General features: G+C 39.3%; 13 protein-coding genes and 1 pseudogene. 2 read left to right on the plus strand and 12 right to left on the minus strand.

Features of this window, described 5'->3' with window-relative positions:
* A partial coding sequence (locus L656_RS0106370) for an efflux RND transporter permease subunit (protein ID WP_024598548.1) occupies window positions 1-1,969 on the minus strand: 1,969 nt, incomplete at its 3' end.
* Between the two features lie 9 nt (window positions 1,970-1,978).
* Entirely contained in the window at window positions 1,979-3,148 is a 1,170-nt protein-coding gene (locus L656_RS0106375) for an efflux RND transporter periplasmic adaptor subunit (protein ID WP_024598549.1), read from the minus strand.
* A 119-nt stretch (window positions 3,149-3,267) separates the two neighbouring features.
* On the opposite strand from L656_RS0106375, the gene L656_RS0106380 reads away from it, so the two are divergent.
* Entirely contained in the window at window positions 3,268-4,206 is a 939-nt protein-coding gene (locus L656_RS0106380; protein WP_007582020.1) for a LysR family transcriptional regulator, read from the plus strand.
* A 10-nt stretch (window positions 4,207-4,216) separates the two neighbouring features.
* Here the strand turns inward: L656_RS0106380 and L656_RS0106385 are convergent, their stop codons facing one another.
* From L656_RS0106385 to L656_RS0106415, 7 genes are all read right to left on the minus strand, one after another.
* On the minus strand, window positions 4,217-5,254 hold the full coding sequence (locus L656_RS0106385; protein WP_024598550.1) for a GGDEF domain-containing protein: 1,038 nt from the start codon (window positions 5,252-5,254) through the stop codon (window positions 4,217-4,219).
* A gap of 169 nt (window positions 5,255-5,423) precedes the next feature.
* Window positions 5,424-6,395 carry a GTP 3',8-cyclase MoaA gene (moaA, locus tag L656_RS0106390; protein ID WP_024598551.1) on the minus strand — a complete coding sequence of 324 codons (972 nt, stop codon included), beginning with the start codon at window positions 6,393-6,395 and terminating at the stop codon, window positions 5,424-5,426.
* Window positions 6,396-6,582: 187 nt separating this feature from the next.
* Window positions 6,583-8,874, minus strand: coding sequence for a xanthine dehydrogenase family protein molybdopterin-binding subunit (locus L656_RS0106395; RefSeq protein WP_024598552.1), 2,292 nt, complete (start codon window positions 8,872-8,874; stop codon window positions 6,583-6,585).
* Window positions 8,875-8,886: 12 nt separating this feature from the next.
* Window positions 8,887-9,375, minus strand: coding sequence for a (2Fe-2S)-binding protein (locus L656_RS0106400; RefSeq protein ID WP_007582016.1), 489 nt, complete (start codon window positions 9,373-9,375; stop codon window positions 8,887-8,889).
* Window positions 9,376-9,476: 101 nt separating this feature from the next.
* Window positions 9,477-10,094 carry a nucleotidyltransferase family protein gene (locus L656_RS0106405; RefSeq protein WP_024598553.1) on the minus strand — a complete coding sequence of 206 codons (618 nt, stop codon included), beginning with the start codon at window positions 10,092-10,094 and terminating at the stop codon, window positions 9,477-9,479.
* A complete protein-coding gene (locus L656_RS0106410) occupies window positions 10,088-11,116 on the minus strand; it encodes an XdhC family protein (RefSeq protein ID WP_024598554.1) in 1,029 nt (342 codons plus the stop codon). The genes L656_RS0106405 and L656_RS0106410 overlap by 7 nt, the downstream gene beginning before the upstream one ends.
* Before the next feature lie 84 nt (window positions 11,117-11,200).
* Entirely contained in the window at window positions 11,201-12,064 is an 864-nt protein-coding gene (locus tag L656_RS0106415; RefSeq protein ID WP_024598555.1) for a DUF6279 family lipoprotein, read from the minus strand.
* 945 nt (window positions 12,065-13,009) lie between these two features.
* Between L656_RS0106415 and L656_RS0106420 the strand changes: the two genes are divergently transcribed.
* Window positions 13,010-13,735, plus strand: a complete 726-nt coding sequence (locus L656_RS0106420; protein WP_024598556.1) for a tetratricopeptide repeat protein — start codon at window positions 13,010-13,012, stop codon at window positions 13,733-13,735.
* Window positions 13,736-13,865: 130 nt separating this feature from the next.
* Here the strand turns inward: L656_RS0106420 and L656_RS0106425 are convergent, their stop codons facing one another.
* The 3 genes and pseudogenes from L656_RS0106425 to L656_RS0106435 form a co-directional block, all read right to left on the minus strand.
* The gene (locus L656_RS0106425; protein WP_446727578.1) at window positions 13,866-15,260 is read right to left on the minus strand and encodes a coniferyl aldehyde dehydrogenase; all 1,395 of its coding nucleotides are present in this window, start codon (window positions 15,258-15,260) and stop codon (window positions 13,866-13,868) included.
* 204 nt (window positions 15,261-15,464) lie between these two features.
* A pseudogene (locus tag L656_RS01000000121990) lies at window positions 15,465-16,863 on the minus strand (SLC13 family permease).
* 90 nt (window positions 16,864-16,953) lie between these two features.
* Window positions 16,954-17,910 (minus strand): porin, encoded by a 957-nt coding sequence (locus L656_RS0106435; RefSeq protein WP_024598558.1) that lies wholly within the window; start codon window positions 17,908-17,910, stop codon window positions 16,954-16,956.
* Between the last annotated feature and the right edge of the window lie 77 nt (window positions 17,911-17,987).

Raw genomic sequence — 17,987 nt, forward strand, 5'->3', positions numbered from 1 at the left:
CTATTGCCATCGCTGATTGGCTTGGATCGGTACGTTTGTCAAAGCTTTCAAGTGGTGTAAATACAATGCCGCTGTTAGGACTATTAGTAAAACCGTTCACTGATAAGCCAGGAAAAGCAACTGTATGTGCAACGCCTGGTACCTCTAGTGCAATTTGCTGCATTTGAGAAAGCACATCTTCAGTACGGTCAAGGCTTGAAGCGTCAGGTAACTGCGCAATAGCCACTAAATACTGTTTATCTTGCTGTGGAATAAAGCCACCTGGTACGGAATCAAATAATTTAATTGTGCCGCCAACCAGTGCAATGTAAGCCACCATTACAATAACAGTCATACGAATTAGTTTTTGTACCAGTTTTTCGTAACCTTTAGCACCACGATTAAATACGCGGTTAAATGGTTTAAACAACCAACGACCAAACAGTTTATTGAGTAAACGCGTGAACGCATCTGGTTTTGCATCGTGCGATTTTAATAACAATGCAGCAAGCGCAGGCGATAACGTGAGTGAGTTAAACGCTGAGATAATCGTCGAAATTGTGATTGTAAGGGCAAATTGCTTATAAAATTGACCTGATAAACCGGTAATAAACGCAGTAGGAATAAATACAGCACTTAGTACTAGCGCAATTGCAATAATAGGCCCTGTTACTTCGCTCATTGCAACGCGGGTTGCTTCAAGTGGCGATAAGCCTTTTTCGATATTTCGCTCTACGTTTTCAACAACTACAATCGCATCATCTACAACAATACCTATGGCCAATACTAAGCCAAACAACGACAAGGTATTAATCGACACGCCTAACCATTGCATTACTGCAAAGGTACCAATGAGTGAAATAGGCACAGCAATTAGCGGAATGATAGATGCGCGCCACGTTTGTAAAAATACAATAACAACAATAACTACCAGCACAATTGCTTCAAGCAAAGTGGCAATTACCGCGTCAATTGAGCCGCGAACAAATACTGTAGGGTCGTACACAATGTCGTATTCAACACCGGTAGGGAAATCTTTTGATAAGCGCGCCATTGTTTCGCGTACTTGATCGGAAAGCTCAATAGCGTTTGAACCAGGGCGCTGAAATATTGGCATTGCAAGAGCTGGTTGGTTATCAAGCTCTGCACGTAGTGAGTAAGTATCTTGACCTAAATCAACACGGGCTATATCAGATAAACGCGTTAACTGACCTTCGTCGCCTACTTTAATAATAACTTGTTCAAATTCTTCAATACTGTTTAAACGACCTTTAACGTTTAACAATATTTGAAATTGACTGTCGTTTGAAATTGGTTGTGCACCTAAGCTACCGGCAGCAACTTGCTGGTTTTGCGAGCGAAGTGCTGTTACTACATCTGTTGCTGTTAATTCGCGTGCAGCAAGTGCATCTGGGTTTAGCCATACTCGCATTGAGTATTTGCCAGCACCAAACATGCGAATATCACCTACACCCGGTAAACGCGCAATTTCATCTTTAATGTTTAAATCGGCATAGTTAGATAAGTACGCTGTGTCGTGCGTTTTTTCAGGTGAATATAAATGCACTACCATGGTTAAATCTGGCGATGATTTTTCGGCTACAACACCTAAACGTTGTACTTCTTCTGGCAAACGCGGAAGTGCACTGTTTACACGGTTTTGTACTTGTACTTGAGCACGATCTAAATCGGTACCTAACGCAAAGGTCACCGTTAATGTCATACGGCCATCGCTTGTACCTTGCGAAAACATATACAACATGTTTTCAGTACCGTTAATTTCTTGCTCCAGCGGTGTTGCCACTGTTTGCGCAATAACGGTTGGGTTAGCACCCGGGTAGTTAGCGGTAACAACAACAGTTGGAGGAACTACTTCTGGATATTCACTTACTGGTAATTGGAATAGTGATATACCACCAGCAATTAAAATAACCAATGACAGCATGGCCGCAAATATTGGGCGCTGTATAAAGAAATGCGAAAATTTCATCAATAAACCTTATTGCTTAGCCACAAATTGTGCGTTGTCGTTTGACAATGTAAATGCTACACCGCTGGTATCAATTGTTACGGTTTGCGGAGAGATTGGCATACCAGGGCCTACGCGAGCAGGACCATTTACGGCAATAACATCACCTTCATTAAGGCCTGATGTAACAGCACGTAATGCACCGTAACGCTCACCTGTAGTGATAAGCTTGTATTCAAGTACGTTGTTTTCGCCAACCGTTAATACAAAACGATTTTTTAAGTCGGTACCAATTGCACGTTCTGGGATAATAATCGCGTCGCTAATAGAATTTGCAGCCAGCTTTATACGTGCAAACGAGCCTGCGCGTAATTGGTTGCTGTCTTCATTAAATACCGCACGTACGCGTAATGTACCTGTTGATGAATTAATTTGGTTATCAATAAAGTTAATGTAGCCTTTGTATGCAAAATCGCTTTGACTGACCTTTTGCATTACAACAGTTTGATGGCTCGCAGCAGTAACATCATTGAAAGAGCTATTCCATGTGCGTTCATCAACATCAAAATAAGCATACATAGCTTGGTTTGAAACAATTGACGTTAATACGCTTTGACCCGCAAGTATGTTATTACCTTTGGTAATATTTGCGCGAGAAATAATGCCATCAATTGGTGATACTACTGACGTAAACTCTAAATCAAGCTCTGCTGAGGTAAGTTGTGCTTGAAGTGCAGAAAGCTGTGCTTCGCGTTGGCGTAGTGTTGAAGTACGCGCTTGTGCTTGCTCAGTTGAGATTGCCTTACGGTCTAATAAGCGTACCGCACGTTTGTCTTCACTTTTAGCTTGTTCAAGTGCGGCTTCTGCGCTGTTAATTTGCGCTTTTAAACTAGCAACCACAGCAGCAAATGGACGAGCATCTAATTGAAATAAAACATCGCCTTCTTTAACCACATCGCCTTCTTTAAATTCAATGCTATCGATGATTCCCGATACACGCGGCATTAAAGCAACTTCTTGTGGAGACTCTAAACGAGTTGTATATGTGTGCCAGCTTTGTACCGGCTTAACAAGCACCTGTGCTACATCAATTGGTTGAAGTTGCTGTGCAGGTGCTGATTGAGCTGTGCTCTCATCAGCACAACCCGCAAGTGTTAAAGATGCCGCAGTAAGTGCAGCAGCAATTAGATGTTTGTTCATGAAGACGCTCCATTGTTGATTAGCCTCGCATAATACGGATTAAACCCGTGTGTAAAAACCATAGATTTTTAAATTCATTAATGCCAAAATGGCATCAATAGATTAGTTAAGGTGTAATAATGGATACAACAAGTCGACTTTTAATGTTACTTGAAGTGGTTGAGCAAGGCTCTTTTGCAAAAGCTGCAGAAATCCGCAACATAGATCGCTCTGTTATATCTAAACAAATTAGCCGTTTAGAGGATGAGTTAGGCGTTAGGTTACTTAACCGCACAACGCGTTCATTTTCGCTTACAGCGGCGGGTGCCGAAATGATCAAAAAAGCCGCTGAGCTTAGAGAGCTGCTTGGCGAAACCGTACGCATGGCTGAAAACTACCATTTAGAACCGCGTGGCGTATTAAAAATCACTTCATCAACACTTATTGGTCGTCGTTATTTACAACCTGTACTTAATGATTTTCAAAAACGCTTTCCGCAAGTAGAAGTTGAACTGCGTTTAGACGATAGATTAGTAGATATAGTCTCTGAAGGATTTGATTTGGCTTTTCGTGTAGGTGAGCCTAAAGATTCGTCACTTATTGCACGTAAAATAGCGCGTAACCGATTATTAATTTTAGCTGCACCACAGTTTATTGAAACTTACGGTATGCCAAAAACAATCGAAGAGTTAGCGCAATTACCAGCAGCAAGCTATGCCAGTAATTCTATTCGAGTAGAAACCATAGATTACTACGATAGTAAGGGTGAACGCTGCGAGCAAAAAATAAAAAGTGTGTTTCGTGCTAATGATGCCGAGTCATTGTTAATGAAAACATTATCGGGCACAACTTACTTTGTCGCCCCTGCATTTATTATTGGTGATGAAATAATACAAGGTAAGCTAGTGCCTTTATTGACCGATGTAAAACTGATGGAGTTTAGTGCGATGTATGCCGTATATCCGCACCGAGATTTACCAGTGAGGACCCGGTTGTTTTTTGATGCTGTGCGCGAGCATTTAGGAAAAGATAAACCGATTTGGGAAAACGGGATCCCCAATTTTGAGCAAATGTATTAAGTAACCCTGCTTAAGCAACTACCGTTTCGTAGTCATGTTCTTTTTTAAACTTACAATACACTTTATTGCGACCAAATTGTTTTGCTTTGTATAACTGTTTATCTGCTTGGTTTACAAAGCTTTCCAATGAATTAGTACTTTTAAATTTTGCAACACCAATACTGGTTGTAACATTAATTGCAAGGCCGTCAATGTCAAATGTGGTATTTTCAAAACGTGCTCTTATTTGTTCAGCGGTATTAAGTGCAGCCTCTTCATTTGCAAAAGAGCTAAATAAAGCAAACTCTTCACCGCCTACTCTAAATACATACCCTCTACCAAGGACAACTCTTAGTAAAGTGGCCACCTCGACAAGTACTTGGTCACCCACACCATGGCCATGCTCATCATTTACCTGTTTAAAAAAGTCTAAATCAAGTAAAAACAAATATAACTGCGACTTATCTTTTAGTTCTACTTCAAAGTAGTGGTTCATTGAAAGGCGGTTACCTGCACCCGTTAATGGATCAAGTAACGCTAAATTTTTAAGGCGCTTTGAAAAATGCGAGCGGCTTCCTTCAAAAACATGAGAAATCGCCCAAATACTAAAATAAGCACAGATTAAATTAAGGGATAAGTTAAAAGTTTCAAAGGGGGTAAGAGTAGACTTACTCCCTAAAATAAGCACTTGGATAACTAATAAATTTGCAGAGAAAATTACACCGTATTGTTTACCTAACAACAGGTAGTACAAAATAGGTAATGCAAACGACCATACAAACACACCATTACGTGGCGATGCTAAGTATGTACCTAAAATAATGATTAACGTTACCAGTGCGCACATTATTAAGGATTGCCAAAACTGTAGTGGACGGCGTGTAACTGAAATATAAGTAAATATACAATAAACGGAAAAACATATTTCGATATAGCCAAGTAATGGAAAGTTATTTACGGTTAAATTAACACTCGCAAATACTAGCGATAAAAAACCAAAACAAAGACACATCCATCTAAGAACGCTCTTCCTTAATGATTTAGTGCTGTTAAGTGCCGCAATATCCATTCTAATCACTTGATAAAATATAAAAAGTAAGTTTAACGTGAAAATATAATTTAACAAGCCTTGTTGGTATAGAGCATGTAAACACAACCTGTTATTTGATTCTTTAGGATGATATAGCGTATTTTAGAGACACGTTTGGTGATTTAGTATCACTAAGTGGCTTTAACAACTAGCCACCTAACATGGATAAATTCGTAGTGATACCCGTATTACCTTGGTGTAAAAGGTGAGTTGGTTTTTTGGTCTTAATATAACGAGATAACAATGCCATTAATTTACTGTTTGAACTGTCGTTCATATATTCTCTTAGCGAAATACCCTCTTCAGAAAACAGACACAAGTGCAGATTTCCTTTAGCTGTAACCCTTAATCGATTACAGGTACTACAAAAGTCGTTGCTGTAAGGCATGATCAAACCAATTCTGCCTTGATAATCAGGGTGGGCAAACTCTTGAGCAGGACCTGCTGATGCACTACGCGCAACTTGCTGCCAACCCGTTTGTAATAACTGAGTTTTTAAAACTTGCCCAGAAACATGGTTAGCATCAAAAAAGGCTTTGTTGTCGTTTGTTTGCATCAATTCTATAAAGCGGATGGTAACGGGACGGTGTTTAACCCAATTTAAAAATGTATCAAACTCTTTTGCGTTGTATTGCTTCATCAGCACGCTGTTTATTTTTACCGAATCAATACCCGTTTCAAGCGCAGTATCAATACCTTTCATTACTGAGGTAAATTTGTCATGCCCAGTAATGGTGTTAAACATGCGTGAATCTAAGCTATCAATACTTACATTAATGGCGTTTAAGCCTGCATCTACCCAGTCATGAATATTCTTATGAAGGGAAAAACCATTCGTAGTCATTGCAATTTTTTTTATGCCCGCGACATCTTTTGCCGCGCGAACAACATCTATAAAGTCTTTACGAAGGGTTGGCTCTCCGCCAGTGATCCTTACTTTTTCGATACCATGGTGTGCAAACGCTTTAAGCGTGTTGCTAATTTCATCAATTGTAAGGAAGCCACGGTCGTGCCCCCCCTGATAACCATCTGGTAAACAATAAACACACTTAAAATTACATACATCAGTAATAGACAAACGTAAGTAACTAAACTCTCGCCCTGTTGGGTCGATTAGCATAAATAAACCTTAACTAATATCAACAAGTAATAACAACCTAATACCAATTTGCAATAATACTTAATCATTTAATTAAGCAAATTGGTATAAACAACGCTACTTATTAATACATAAATAATAATTACATAAATATATTTAATAACTAAAAGGGGCAGCTTAAAGCATACCCCCTTTAGTTATTTTTGTTTTACGCTTCTAAGCCTTTTTTAAGTTCGCTTGGCTTCATTGGTAGGTCACGTAAACGCACGCCTACTGCATTAAACACAGCATTACCAATAGCAGGAGCGACCCCTATAACGCCAGGTTCGCCTAAACCAACTGGAAACTCATCGCTTTGTAAAAATTCAATGTCAATATCTGGCACATCTTGCATTCTTAGCGGTAAATAAGTATTAAAGTTAGTCGCTGATACCTGTCCATCTTTATACGTATTTGATTCATGCAATGCAAGGCTGCTGCCCCATAGTAACGACCCTTCAATTTGCGCCAGTGCGCCATCAGGGTGAACTATTAAGCCCGCATCTACAACAACATAGAGCTTTTTAAGCGTTATTTTACCACTATCACGGTTAACGTGAACATGCGCTGCGGTTGCAAGCCATGCTGGCATGGTACGTTCTTGCCCTGAGCTTACAGAAAAACCAATGCCCTCATCTTTAGCTAATTTAACAGAAGCTACTTTATCAGACACCGTTTTAAGCACATTACGTAAGCGCAGTGCTCCACCAACGCTCTCAGGTGCTTTACCCGCTTGCTTGCCTTTACCGTCTAACATTTCAATTCTAAATTGAACTGGATCTTTGCCTTGCTTATGGGCAATTTCATCAATAAACGACTCAAGGCTCCATGCAATCCAGCCAGGCCCTACTGAACGTAACCAACCAGGAGTAAAGGTGCTTTGTGCAACTTCGTTATTAATAGCACGTGCACGATGACTGCTCATGCTGTACCAATGATCAGCGCCCGATGCCGAAAATGCATCAAATTTACCTTTACCATCCACACCCGGTGATAAAAACCCTGGTGCCATTGCTTTAGTAGGCCAACCTGCAGCAAATGCATGCTCTAAACCAGTAAAAGTACCGTTTTTATCAAACGACGCCGTCATTTTTGCAGCAGATGCAGAACGAGACTGATCGAATAAACTATCGTCTGCTCGTGTAAATACCAGTTTTACTGGTTTACCTACTGCTTTTGCAGTTAGAGCTGCAGGTACAGTCCAATCACCAAATAATCGACGACCAAAACCACCACCTAAATAATAAGGACGAATAATTACTTTGTTTTGTTCTATTTCAAGTGCTTTAGCAAGCGCAGGTAACGTAAGTGACTGCCATTGGTTACCAGTATGAGTAATCCAATTTCCGTCTTTAAATTCTGCAACCGCATTTAATGGCTCTAGCTGATAATGACTTGCTGTCGCTGTGGTATACATTGATTCTAACGACTCACTGGCGTCTGCTTGAGTTTTCTTTATATCGCCTTGATCAACAAATAAAGTACCCGAGTCGCGTTGCTCGCATAATCGCTTACCTTCTTTTTGAATATCATCTTCAGATATATTTGCTGACTCACCCTTTTTATAACTCACCTTTAAAGCATCTACTGCTTTAATGGCGCTTGGGTAACTGTCAGCTAATACAACAACCCAGCCTTGCACTGTGTTACTAGGGTCATTTAAAATTTCATAGCCTTTGTAACCTTTAATAGCTTTTGCTGCACTATCGTCAACGTTTGTTACTGTACTGCCATAGCGTGTTGGTGGAATAACTGGTCGCGCGTACAGCATGCCTTCAACTTCTACATCTATACCATATACCGCAGTGCCATTTGTTTTGGCTGGTATATCAAGCGCTTTAAAGTCTTGTTTAAGCCCTGTTAAATGACGCTTATTAGCAGGTTTTAGTGGAAGGTTTGCAACTTCATCACTGGTGAATGTACGATTAAACTCGCCTTTTTTGACTATGTCTGCGTAACTAACCGATTTTTCGCCTGAAATAATATAGCCCTTTTCAGCACGACATTTATCTGCAGGCACACCGAGCATTTTCGCGCCTGCGTCTATTAATGCAATTCGACCTGCAGCACCGGCTTGAGATAATGGCTTAAAGCTTTGAAATACAGACCACGAACCACCCGTTACCATAAAGCCCCATTTTTCATGGGTATCTACGTAGGTAATTGATACTTTATCCCAATCACATTCAAGCTCATCAGCCACAATACGCGCAAGAGCAGTACCAATATGTTGGCCCATTTCAGCTTTAGCAATACTTACTTCTACGGCGCCGTCGGTGCTCATAGTCCACCAAATTGTTGGTGAAAAAGCCTGTTGCGCAATTGACTCTTTTGCACTTACCGACCCCGAAAATAACGCAGGGGCAAACGCCATGACTAAACCTGCGCTAGCAGTGCCAATCATAAACGAGCGACGATTTAAATTAACGGTTTCGCTATTTTTTTGAAATAATTTTTTCATTATCGGCTCCAGTTAAGCGTCTTGTGCATTTGGATCAAATATATTTACTACACTTTGTGACTCATCTGCAGCGCGTTGAATAGCAGTTTTAATACGTTTATAAGCCATACAGCGACAGTAATTACCATTCATATGGCTTACTATTTCTTCATCTGAAGGACTTGGGTTAGCTGCCAGTAATGTGGCCGCTTGCATTATTTGCCCAGATTGACAGTAACCGCACTGTGGTACTTGCTCTTCAACCCATGCTTTTTGCAGTGGGTGTTCGTTATTAAGCCCTTCAATTGTGGTAATGTTTTTTCCTGCAATTGCGCCAATTGGTAAAACACATGAGCGAGTTGCTTGCCCATCTAAATGCACCGTACACGCACCACACATTGCAATACCGCAACCAAACTTCGTTCCTTTTAATCCAATTTCATCACGAATAACCCATAACAATGGTGTATCTTCACTTGCGTGTGATTCGACCACCTTGCCATTAATTGTAAACGTCACCATAGCTTGCCCCTTAATTACGATTTCTATAGTCACTTTTAAACTATACGAACAGCTTCAAAAGTGACTATAGCTATTAAAAATATAACTACTGACCCTACTCGTTATATTTTTTCATTAAAATTTTTATATTCTGTTTTACTTAAAAACTCACTTAATTGCTCTTGCGTATCTATATCTAAACTCGCACTACTTAAACTAATTGTGTTAACAACCTCACGACTAGAGCGCAATAATTGCTGTGCACCTCTATCTGAAGTTAAGCTTGCAAGCTGAGATAAATCAACCGCTGGGAATATAGCGGGTACACCTAAACGCTCGCCATAGTTTGCGCACCAGCGCGATGGATTACGTGTAAAACCAGTAACTAGCTCACTTAAGTGCGCTACTTTTAGCTCAACCTGATCCGCAAGCATAAATAAAATCCCATCGAAGGACTTATTTTTAAACACAGTTTGAGACGCTATCGCGATTGAATTACCTAAACCTTGGCTCCATTGCTTATTCTCAATTAGCTCTATGTTTTTATAACCGGTCAGTACTTGTGCTACTTCTTTATGCCATGCCCCGGTAACTACATACACGGGCGTGTCATCAAGTGCTTGAAGTGTATTTACTGCATGTTCAATCATTGTTTTGCCAAACCCGATATCAGCCGTTAATTTACAGCCGTTAAAGCGAGATGATTGCCCTGCGGCTAAAACAACTTTTGCAATTAGCACTCCTCTTGCCCCCAATGGCTTAGCGATTGGGCGTTTTTGTCACACAGCACTGCATGTATTTCGCTGATCAGCGATAGTGCAATACTCTCTGGCGAGTCGCCGCCTAAATTTAAACCGACAGGCCCAAAAACAGGAGACTTTATTTGTGAAACACGCGTCTTCGCGTGCTCTAAAACTTGTTCACGCCTGTGCTTAGGACCCAATAACCCTATATATTTAAAAGAAACATCTTTAAATTGAGCTAACGTACTCGCGTCAAGCTCAACGCTGTGAGCCATTAAAATAGCCGCATCGACTTTATTAGTTATGCAATATTCTTTTAACTCACTCGGTGTGATGCGCAAAATAGCATCTGCATTTTTAAAATATTGCCTTTTTGCATTGGCTGCACGCGTGTCCCATACAGTTACACTCCAACCAAGTTGTTTGGCAAATGTATAAACCGGAACCGCATCGGCCCCACCACCCACTATTAGTAAATGAGGCGGCGGATAAATAGATGTTTGTAAGCACGTAGCGCCTTTTAGTTCTACTAACTGCGCTTTGCGGTTCATTGATAAACCATGTAACTCATCATTTTGCGTAAATACACCACTACCGGCTGGCAAAATGGGGCTTACCTGTTGAAGGTATCGCCCTGGTTTATTCTCATTAAGTGCTTTAGATACAAGCTCTAACATTAAATAGTCATTAGCTTTGTGAATGGGCTGCAGTAAAATGTGTACTATGCCCCCACAACCAATACCAAGTTGAAATGTTAAATCGTCTTCATCGGTGGCATCATAACTGATGGTTTTACTTGTTAAAGTACTCATTACTTGTTTAGCATGGCGCTGTATGTCAGCTTCTAAACAGCCACCCGAAAGCATCCCCAAGCGCTCGCCTAGGCTAGATATAAGCATCATAGCCCCTAGTTTTCTGTAGCTAGAGCCTTCAATTTTGTACAAAGTAGCTAAAACCCACTCTTGGTTATCCCTATTCGGATACCAAGTGTTTAAGATACTTTTTAAATCTGTAACCATATATTGCCCTTTAAAAGCATTTTTTGCGTACAAAAACAAACCAGCCTAAACAGCTAATCTAAAACTTAATAATTCACGCACAATTTACTCCTCTATTATATCGTTTAAGGTCTCAATTAACTCATCAAATTGATCATTAACGCTTTGGCGTTGTTTATCATTTAAAGTTGAGTTTAATTCGTAGAGTAAATTTATATATAAATTTAAGTTTCCTTCATTGGTTTTCAATAGTGCGTCGCTCATATAAAGTTCGCGCTCTTTAATAACCGTACTCAACTGATTTATAAATTCTTTTTTTGTAATTTCAGCATTTGTAAATACCTGCTTGGCTGCATTCAAACGGTTTTGCTTGTACTTTAGCCACAGCGTTCCTGAGTCTTGATGTTGCTCATTAGTTGATTTAATCAGCGCTTTTTGTTGTTTATTAAGCTTGCCTATCCACTGCTCGTAATATTCAAATTGCTCTTCCAGGCGCTCACTTTTTCGCTCAAGTGGAGTTTGTTCGTTAAACTCTTCGCGTTCGTCGTTAATTTTTATTTGGATATTGTTTAAAAGTTCTTCTCTTTGCTCACTTGATAAAGTTGCACCCAGTTCGGCTAAAGGCATGTGCGCGTATTCAAGTAGGTTTTGCCAATGCTTTTTAGCAAAAACCACCTGCTCTTTTAACTTCTCAATGCTTAGTGTGTTGTTAAAAAGTGTCTTAATATTTTGAATGTCTTGTTTGTAGGCTGGTAGCTGCGTACTTCTATGCCACGCTTGGGTCGTGTTAATGATCTTTTTAAGCTGCTTATTTTGTGTTTTATTTAAATCAATATAATCATCTACCCAAAATGACGAAAGCCAACTCAAATTATTGTAAGTAAAAGATGCCGAGCAACTACATAAAAACAACATACTTACAGCAAGGAATATCTGTTTTAGTTTTTTTGCTTTGAAATTATTAAGCATAACCTTCTCTATTATTTAGATTGTGGCAAAGCTCAAAACTCATTTGATAATAATTATCATTTAAGTGTTGACTTACATTTAGACCTAACTGATAATCGTTCGCACAAACACAGTGTAACGACCTCAGTGCCTACGGAAGAATATTCAGCAAGGATGCTGACACATTAAAAGAAGAGCGTGCCGCTTCGTGTTATTACTTACTCGACCCAAGTAATAACATCAAATATCACATTTACTTGCTACATTGCTCATATTAGTGACGGTTAATATGATTCAAAAAAGCCCTAACGGGCTTTTTTTATTTCTTTAAATTTTCTATAAAATCTGTATCTTACACTTCTAAACTCGTTTACTTACCTTAAAAGTCCACCGTGCTGTTATTTACATTTTATACGCACGATCTGATAAGGTATCGCCTTGCGTTTACGCTAAAGCTGGCGTAAAACATAACAGTAGACACCCTTTTTTGCATCTATTTATAGTAACCGATTTAATCTCTACTTAAATGCATTGAGTATTAAACGTTTAAAATGCGCAAATAGTGCAAAAATTTAATAATTTAGCATTCAACTATGGCCTGTTGACCTTTTAGTATTAAAATTTGTTCTATCTAGGCGCTATTTATACCAATCTGCTTATATATGGGGCCTATTTAACGTTAAGAAAATTACGCTAGAACTAGGCAAAAGTTTTTGTATCTAGTTGTTCTAAATGAAAAATTTTTAACGACGTTCAAGTGCAATTTAATTCGTTAAATTGATCAAAGATTTATGCAGGTTGGTATTAATCGCCGCACGAAGTTTGTAACCTAGTAGGCTCATTAAAAACCGAGCAACAAAGAGCAAACCGTCCCTAGAGCGAACCTAAATAGCAGCACAAATTTAAACTAGAAAGATAAACAGGCGTTAATACCTATTGTAACTATTACTAATTGGAGACATTAATATGTCACAGTTTAATTTGAAATCACTCGTTCTAGCTGGCGTTTTACTTGCCAGCCCCTTTGCTCATGCAACATTAGAAGATGGCATAAAAGCAGCAAACGAAGGTGAATTTGCAGTCGCCCTAAAAGAATTTCAATACCTTTCCGATAAAGGCTTTGCACCAGGAATTTACGAACTAGCTAAATTATATGAAGGTGGATACGGTGTAACGCGCGATTACCGCAAAGCAGCTGCGCTTTATCAACAAGGCGTAAAAAAGAACCACCCGGATTCAATGTTTGCTCTAGCGGTTTTATACGACGAAGGCAAAGGTGTTAAACTTGATCACCAAATGGCTGTTACCTTATTTGAACAAGCAGCCAATAAAAACCTGCCTGCGGCTCAGTTTAATTTAGGGGTAATGTACTCCAACGGCGTAGGTGTGACTCGAGATTATAAAGCTGCGCGTAATTGGTATGAAAAAGCGGCCGCTAATAATTACTCTTTGGCTCAATTTAATTTAGCGCTAATGTATTTTGAAGGTCTAGGCATGCCAAAAGATTTAGAAAAGTCGTACATTTGGAATACTATCGCTGAATACAATGGCAACATGCAAGCAAGTCACAGCCGTAAGCTTGATGAGCGTAAAATGCTACCTAAAGAAATTGAAGAAGCTAAAGAAAAAGCCGATGCCATTTATGCAAAAATACAAGTGGGTACTTATGCTGGTGAAGGTCGCTTATTTTAAATCTTTAGAGTTTGATGATTAGGTTTTAACTCTATCTAAAAAGGCTGAATTACATAACGTAATTCAGCCTTTTTAATATATCTTGATTAGCAAAATAAAATCTATTCAACTTTACAAAATCAACACCCTATCATTTTATATAAAGCCATTTTAATAGCTTAATAATAAGTTTACTTTGTTTAAGTAACAGATTAATACGAGGATTAAATGAGCCTGATACTAAGGTGTTTTTAGCGTGGCTGAACGTTAAAAAACCTTCAATACCATGATAGTGCCCCATTCCTGAATGCCCTACACCACCAAAAGGGGCATCGTCAGCAGTTACTTGCACTAACGTATCGTTTATTGCCACAGTGCCACTGATTGTTTGCTTCATAATGTATTCTTGAGCGCGCTTATCTTGCCCTAAAATATAAAGCGCTAATGGGTGGTGATGCGCTTTAATATAATCAATTGCGCTGTCGAGCTTTTCGTAACTCATTATTGGTAATATTGGACCAAATAACTCATCTTGCATTAGGCTCATCTCGTCAGTCACTTGAGTCACTAAATGCAACCCCATACGATGTTTTTGCTCATCTTGCTGGTTTTGCTCAAGTGGCTTAATAATGTTTGCGCCAAGCTCTTGTGCTTGCTCTAAATAGGTTGCTAAACGTTTATAGTGTGCATCGCTAATAATAGAAGTTAAGTTTTTACCTTCAACACCGTCTTTAAAATGCTTTTTATACAGCTCACACAATTGCTGAACCAGCTGATGCTCAAGCGCTTTGGGTACAAATACATAGTCGGGAGCAACGCATATTTGCCCTGCATTAGCCATTTTTCCAAACAGTATGGCTTGCGCCGCTTTTTTAATATCGGCATTTTGCGTAATAATAACTGGCGATTTACCACCGAGTTCGAGCGTTACCGGTGTTAAATTACGACTCGCCGAAGCCATTACTAATTTACCTACTGCCGTTGAGCCCGTAAATAATAAATGAGCAAATGGAAGCGATGAAAATTGCGCGGCTACATCGCTGCCGCCTTGTATTATTTTACAATGCGCTTGCATATCGTCTTTAAATATTTTTTCGATAACGACGTTTGTGTGAGGTGTAAACTCGCTTAATTTGAGCATGACTCTATTACCGGCAGCTATAGCAGTAAACACAGGTACTAACGCTAACTGAATCGGATAATTCCACGGTGCAATAATGCCAACCACACCTTTGGGCTGGTAATTAACACTTACTTTTGAAGGCCACAAGCTTAAACCAACAGAGCGATTACTTGGCTTTGCCCATTTTGGGAGCTTTTTAATAATGTGTGCGAGCGTTTGCACCGTAGGTAATATATCGCCAAGTAAAGTATCGAAAGCAGTTCTATAACCAAAGTCTTTTGAAACAGCATCCACTAGCTCTTGCTCAAGTTCAACAATACGTACACGAAGTTTTTTTAATAAAACGAGACGTTTATCAATTGGCAAGTAAGGCGTTTCGAGAAAGCTTTTTTGCAATTCATCAAATTGGGGAATTAAAGGCATTGCCTGTGATGTCTCAGTGCTCAAAATAGATTACTCAATTTTTAAAGTTACCGCAGACTATAACCTTGTTCTGTTTTTCGAGCAATAACACTAATTATCTAAAAAAGAGCTTCTTAAGCAATATAAATAAGTATAAAGAGTAGCTTTGTTTAAAACTGTAAATATAAACAAAGCTACTCTGGTATAGGTTGATTTAGTACAGCTTTAAAAGCCAAATACTTGAGCTGCTATAGTCATTGTCACTAACGTAATTAATACAATAGCAACAATATTTAGTATAAAGCCTGCTCTTATCATGTCGCGCATTTGAATTTGCCCTGAGCCAAATACAATGGCGTTTGGTGGTGTTGCTACTGGCATCATAAACGCGCAGCTACATGCAATAGCGGCAGGAATAACCCATACAAGTGGCGAACCTGTTATAGATTCTGCAACGGGTCCTAATAAAGGAAGAAAGCCAGCTGCAGTTGCTGTATTACTCGTGATCTCCGTTAAAAACGTAATTAATGCCACAACAACAAGTACGCTCATAACAAGTGGAATAGTACTTACACCCTCTATCATTTGGGCAATAAAATCAGCAAGGCCTGATGATTTTATTTGGGACGCTAATGTTAATCCGCCTCCAAACAAAAGTAGTACGCCCCACGGTACCTCTGATGCGTGATGCCAATCAAGAATACGCTCATTTTTGCCTTTATTCGCTGGCATTACAAACAACAGCAATGCCGCAGCAATTGCAATTGTAGTATCTGAAATATTAAGACCTGTAATATCGCCTAATAAAGGTCTAAATATCCAACAAAGTGCAGCAAGTACAAATACAAACAACACGCCTTTTTCTGCACGTTGCATTATTCCAAGATTTTTTAGCTGAGTTGTAAACACCGCTTTTGTATCAATTTTCTGATCGCTTTTAACATTAGCATCTACTTTATACGCAAACTTAGTAAGCCAAACCCAGCTAATAACTAGCATGCTTAAAGACAGAGGTACACCTACAATCATCCATTGCGCAAAGCCAATTTCTATTTGATAACTGTCTGATAAGTAAGCAGCCATTAAAGCGTTAGGTGGAGTGCCGATTAAAGTAGCAATACCACCAATACTTGCACCATAAGCGATTGATAACAGTAAAGCCTTACCAAAACCTTCATTTTCAGGGTCTGATTGTTTAACTAAACTGGTAATCGAAAGTGCAATAGGCAGCATCATTACGGCTGTNTGTAGCCGTATTAGACATCCACATCGACAAAAATGCGGTAACCAACATCATAGCTAAAATTTGTAAGCTTGGTTTTTTACCTGCGTATAGCATAGTGCTAAGCGCAATACGTTTATGTAAACCCCAGCGCTCCATAGCAATGGAAATTAAAAACCCACCTAAAAATAAAAAGATTAGCGGGTGTGCATACGGTGCAGCCACACTTTTTATTGCTGCTATATCAGCTAGTGGTGATATTACCAGTGGTAGCAATGCAGTTGCCGGAATTGGTACAACTTCGCTCACCCACCACGATGCCATCCAAAATGCTAAGCCTGCAGTTTTAAATGCCGCAACCGACATACCTGTTGGCGGATCGAATAAACAGGTTAATAGCATTACTAAAGGCCCTAGTATTAAAAAAAGCCATTGAAAATGTTTTTTCTTATCGGGTTCTTGCGTCAGTATGTTGTCTGTCATGATAAGCCTCTAAAACTTATATTTAAGACCAAGCGCAACACTGTTGTCGCCTTGTTCTTCTAGATTAAGATCGGTGTATAAAAGGTAAGCTGTTGTCTGCTTATCAAATACATAGTCAAGGCCTGTGCTCCATTGCGTTGCCTCAGAAACTTGACGAAGTGTAGAGTCATCTTTAGCAAATTGAATCTTTGGTACCCACTTGTCAAGCGTGTAACTTGCACTCAATACATAACCATTACCAGATTTAGTGCCATCCACTGATTCAGAATGCTGGTATAAGCCACCTAACTGTAATTGCTTAAACTTATAAACGCCTGCAAGTCTACTTGCTGTAATATTATTAAGTGAATCAACATGACTTAGTGACACATAATACGGGGTGTTATTTAAATTACGATCGCCATAAATAATCGTAGCAGCAAAACCGGCTTCATTATCTTTATTATCGTCTTTAGGCGCGTAAGTAAACGAAAACTGTGTATTATGCCAATAGCTTGAAGTGTAGGTTATGGTGTCTCCGAGGCGATCTTGCCCTGCAATAACTTGTGCCATGTCGGCTTGAGTTTCATTAAAGTTATCAACTTTTCCTTCAGAGTATTTAAAGCGTGTATCGTTTCTTCCTACTACAACTTCACCAAACGCACCTTTTAAGCCCAAGTAAGTATTACGTGCAGTAAAAGGCTCATCGGTGTCGTCTTCCTCAAACCCTTTAACTTGTACTTCGTATTTAAAAACAACGCTTAGGTATTCGTTAAGTTTGTGGTCGCCTTTAATACCAATACGTGAGAAGGGCGCGTCTATTTGCGTACCCTCATCTGCGTATCGCATAGTGCCTGTATCAGTATTTGCAATTTGTACTTCAGCTTTACCATAAACGGTATAATCAACCGCTAAAACAGTATGCGAAAATGTAGCTAAGCAACTCAGTGAAGCTAGATAAATAGTAGTGTGTTTGAACCTTATCATTGTGTGTCCTAATTATTAGAATCTACTTATTGTCGACTCTAACTAAGCAAACACATTGCCAATGATGTAAATGGTAT

The organism is Pseudoalteromonas sp. TAE56, assembly GCF_000497955.1.
In the GTDB taxonomy this organism is placed as follows: domain Bacteria; phylum Pseudomonadota; class Gammaproteobacteria; order Enterobacterales; family Alteromonadaceae; genus Pseudoalteromonas.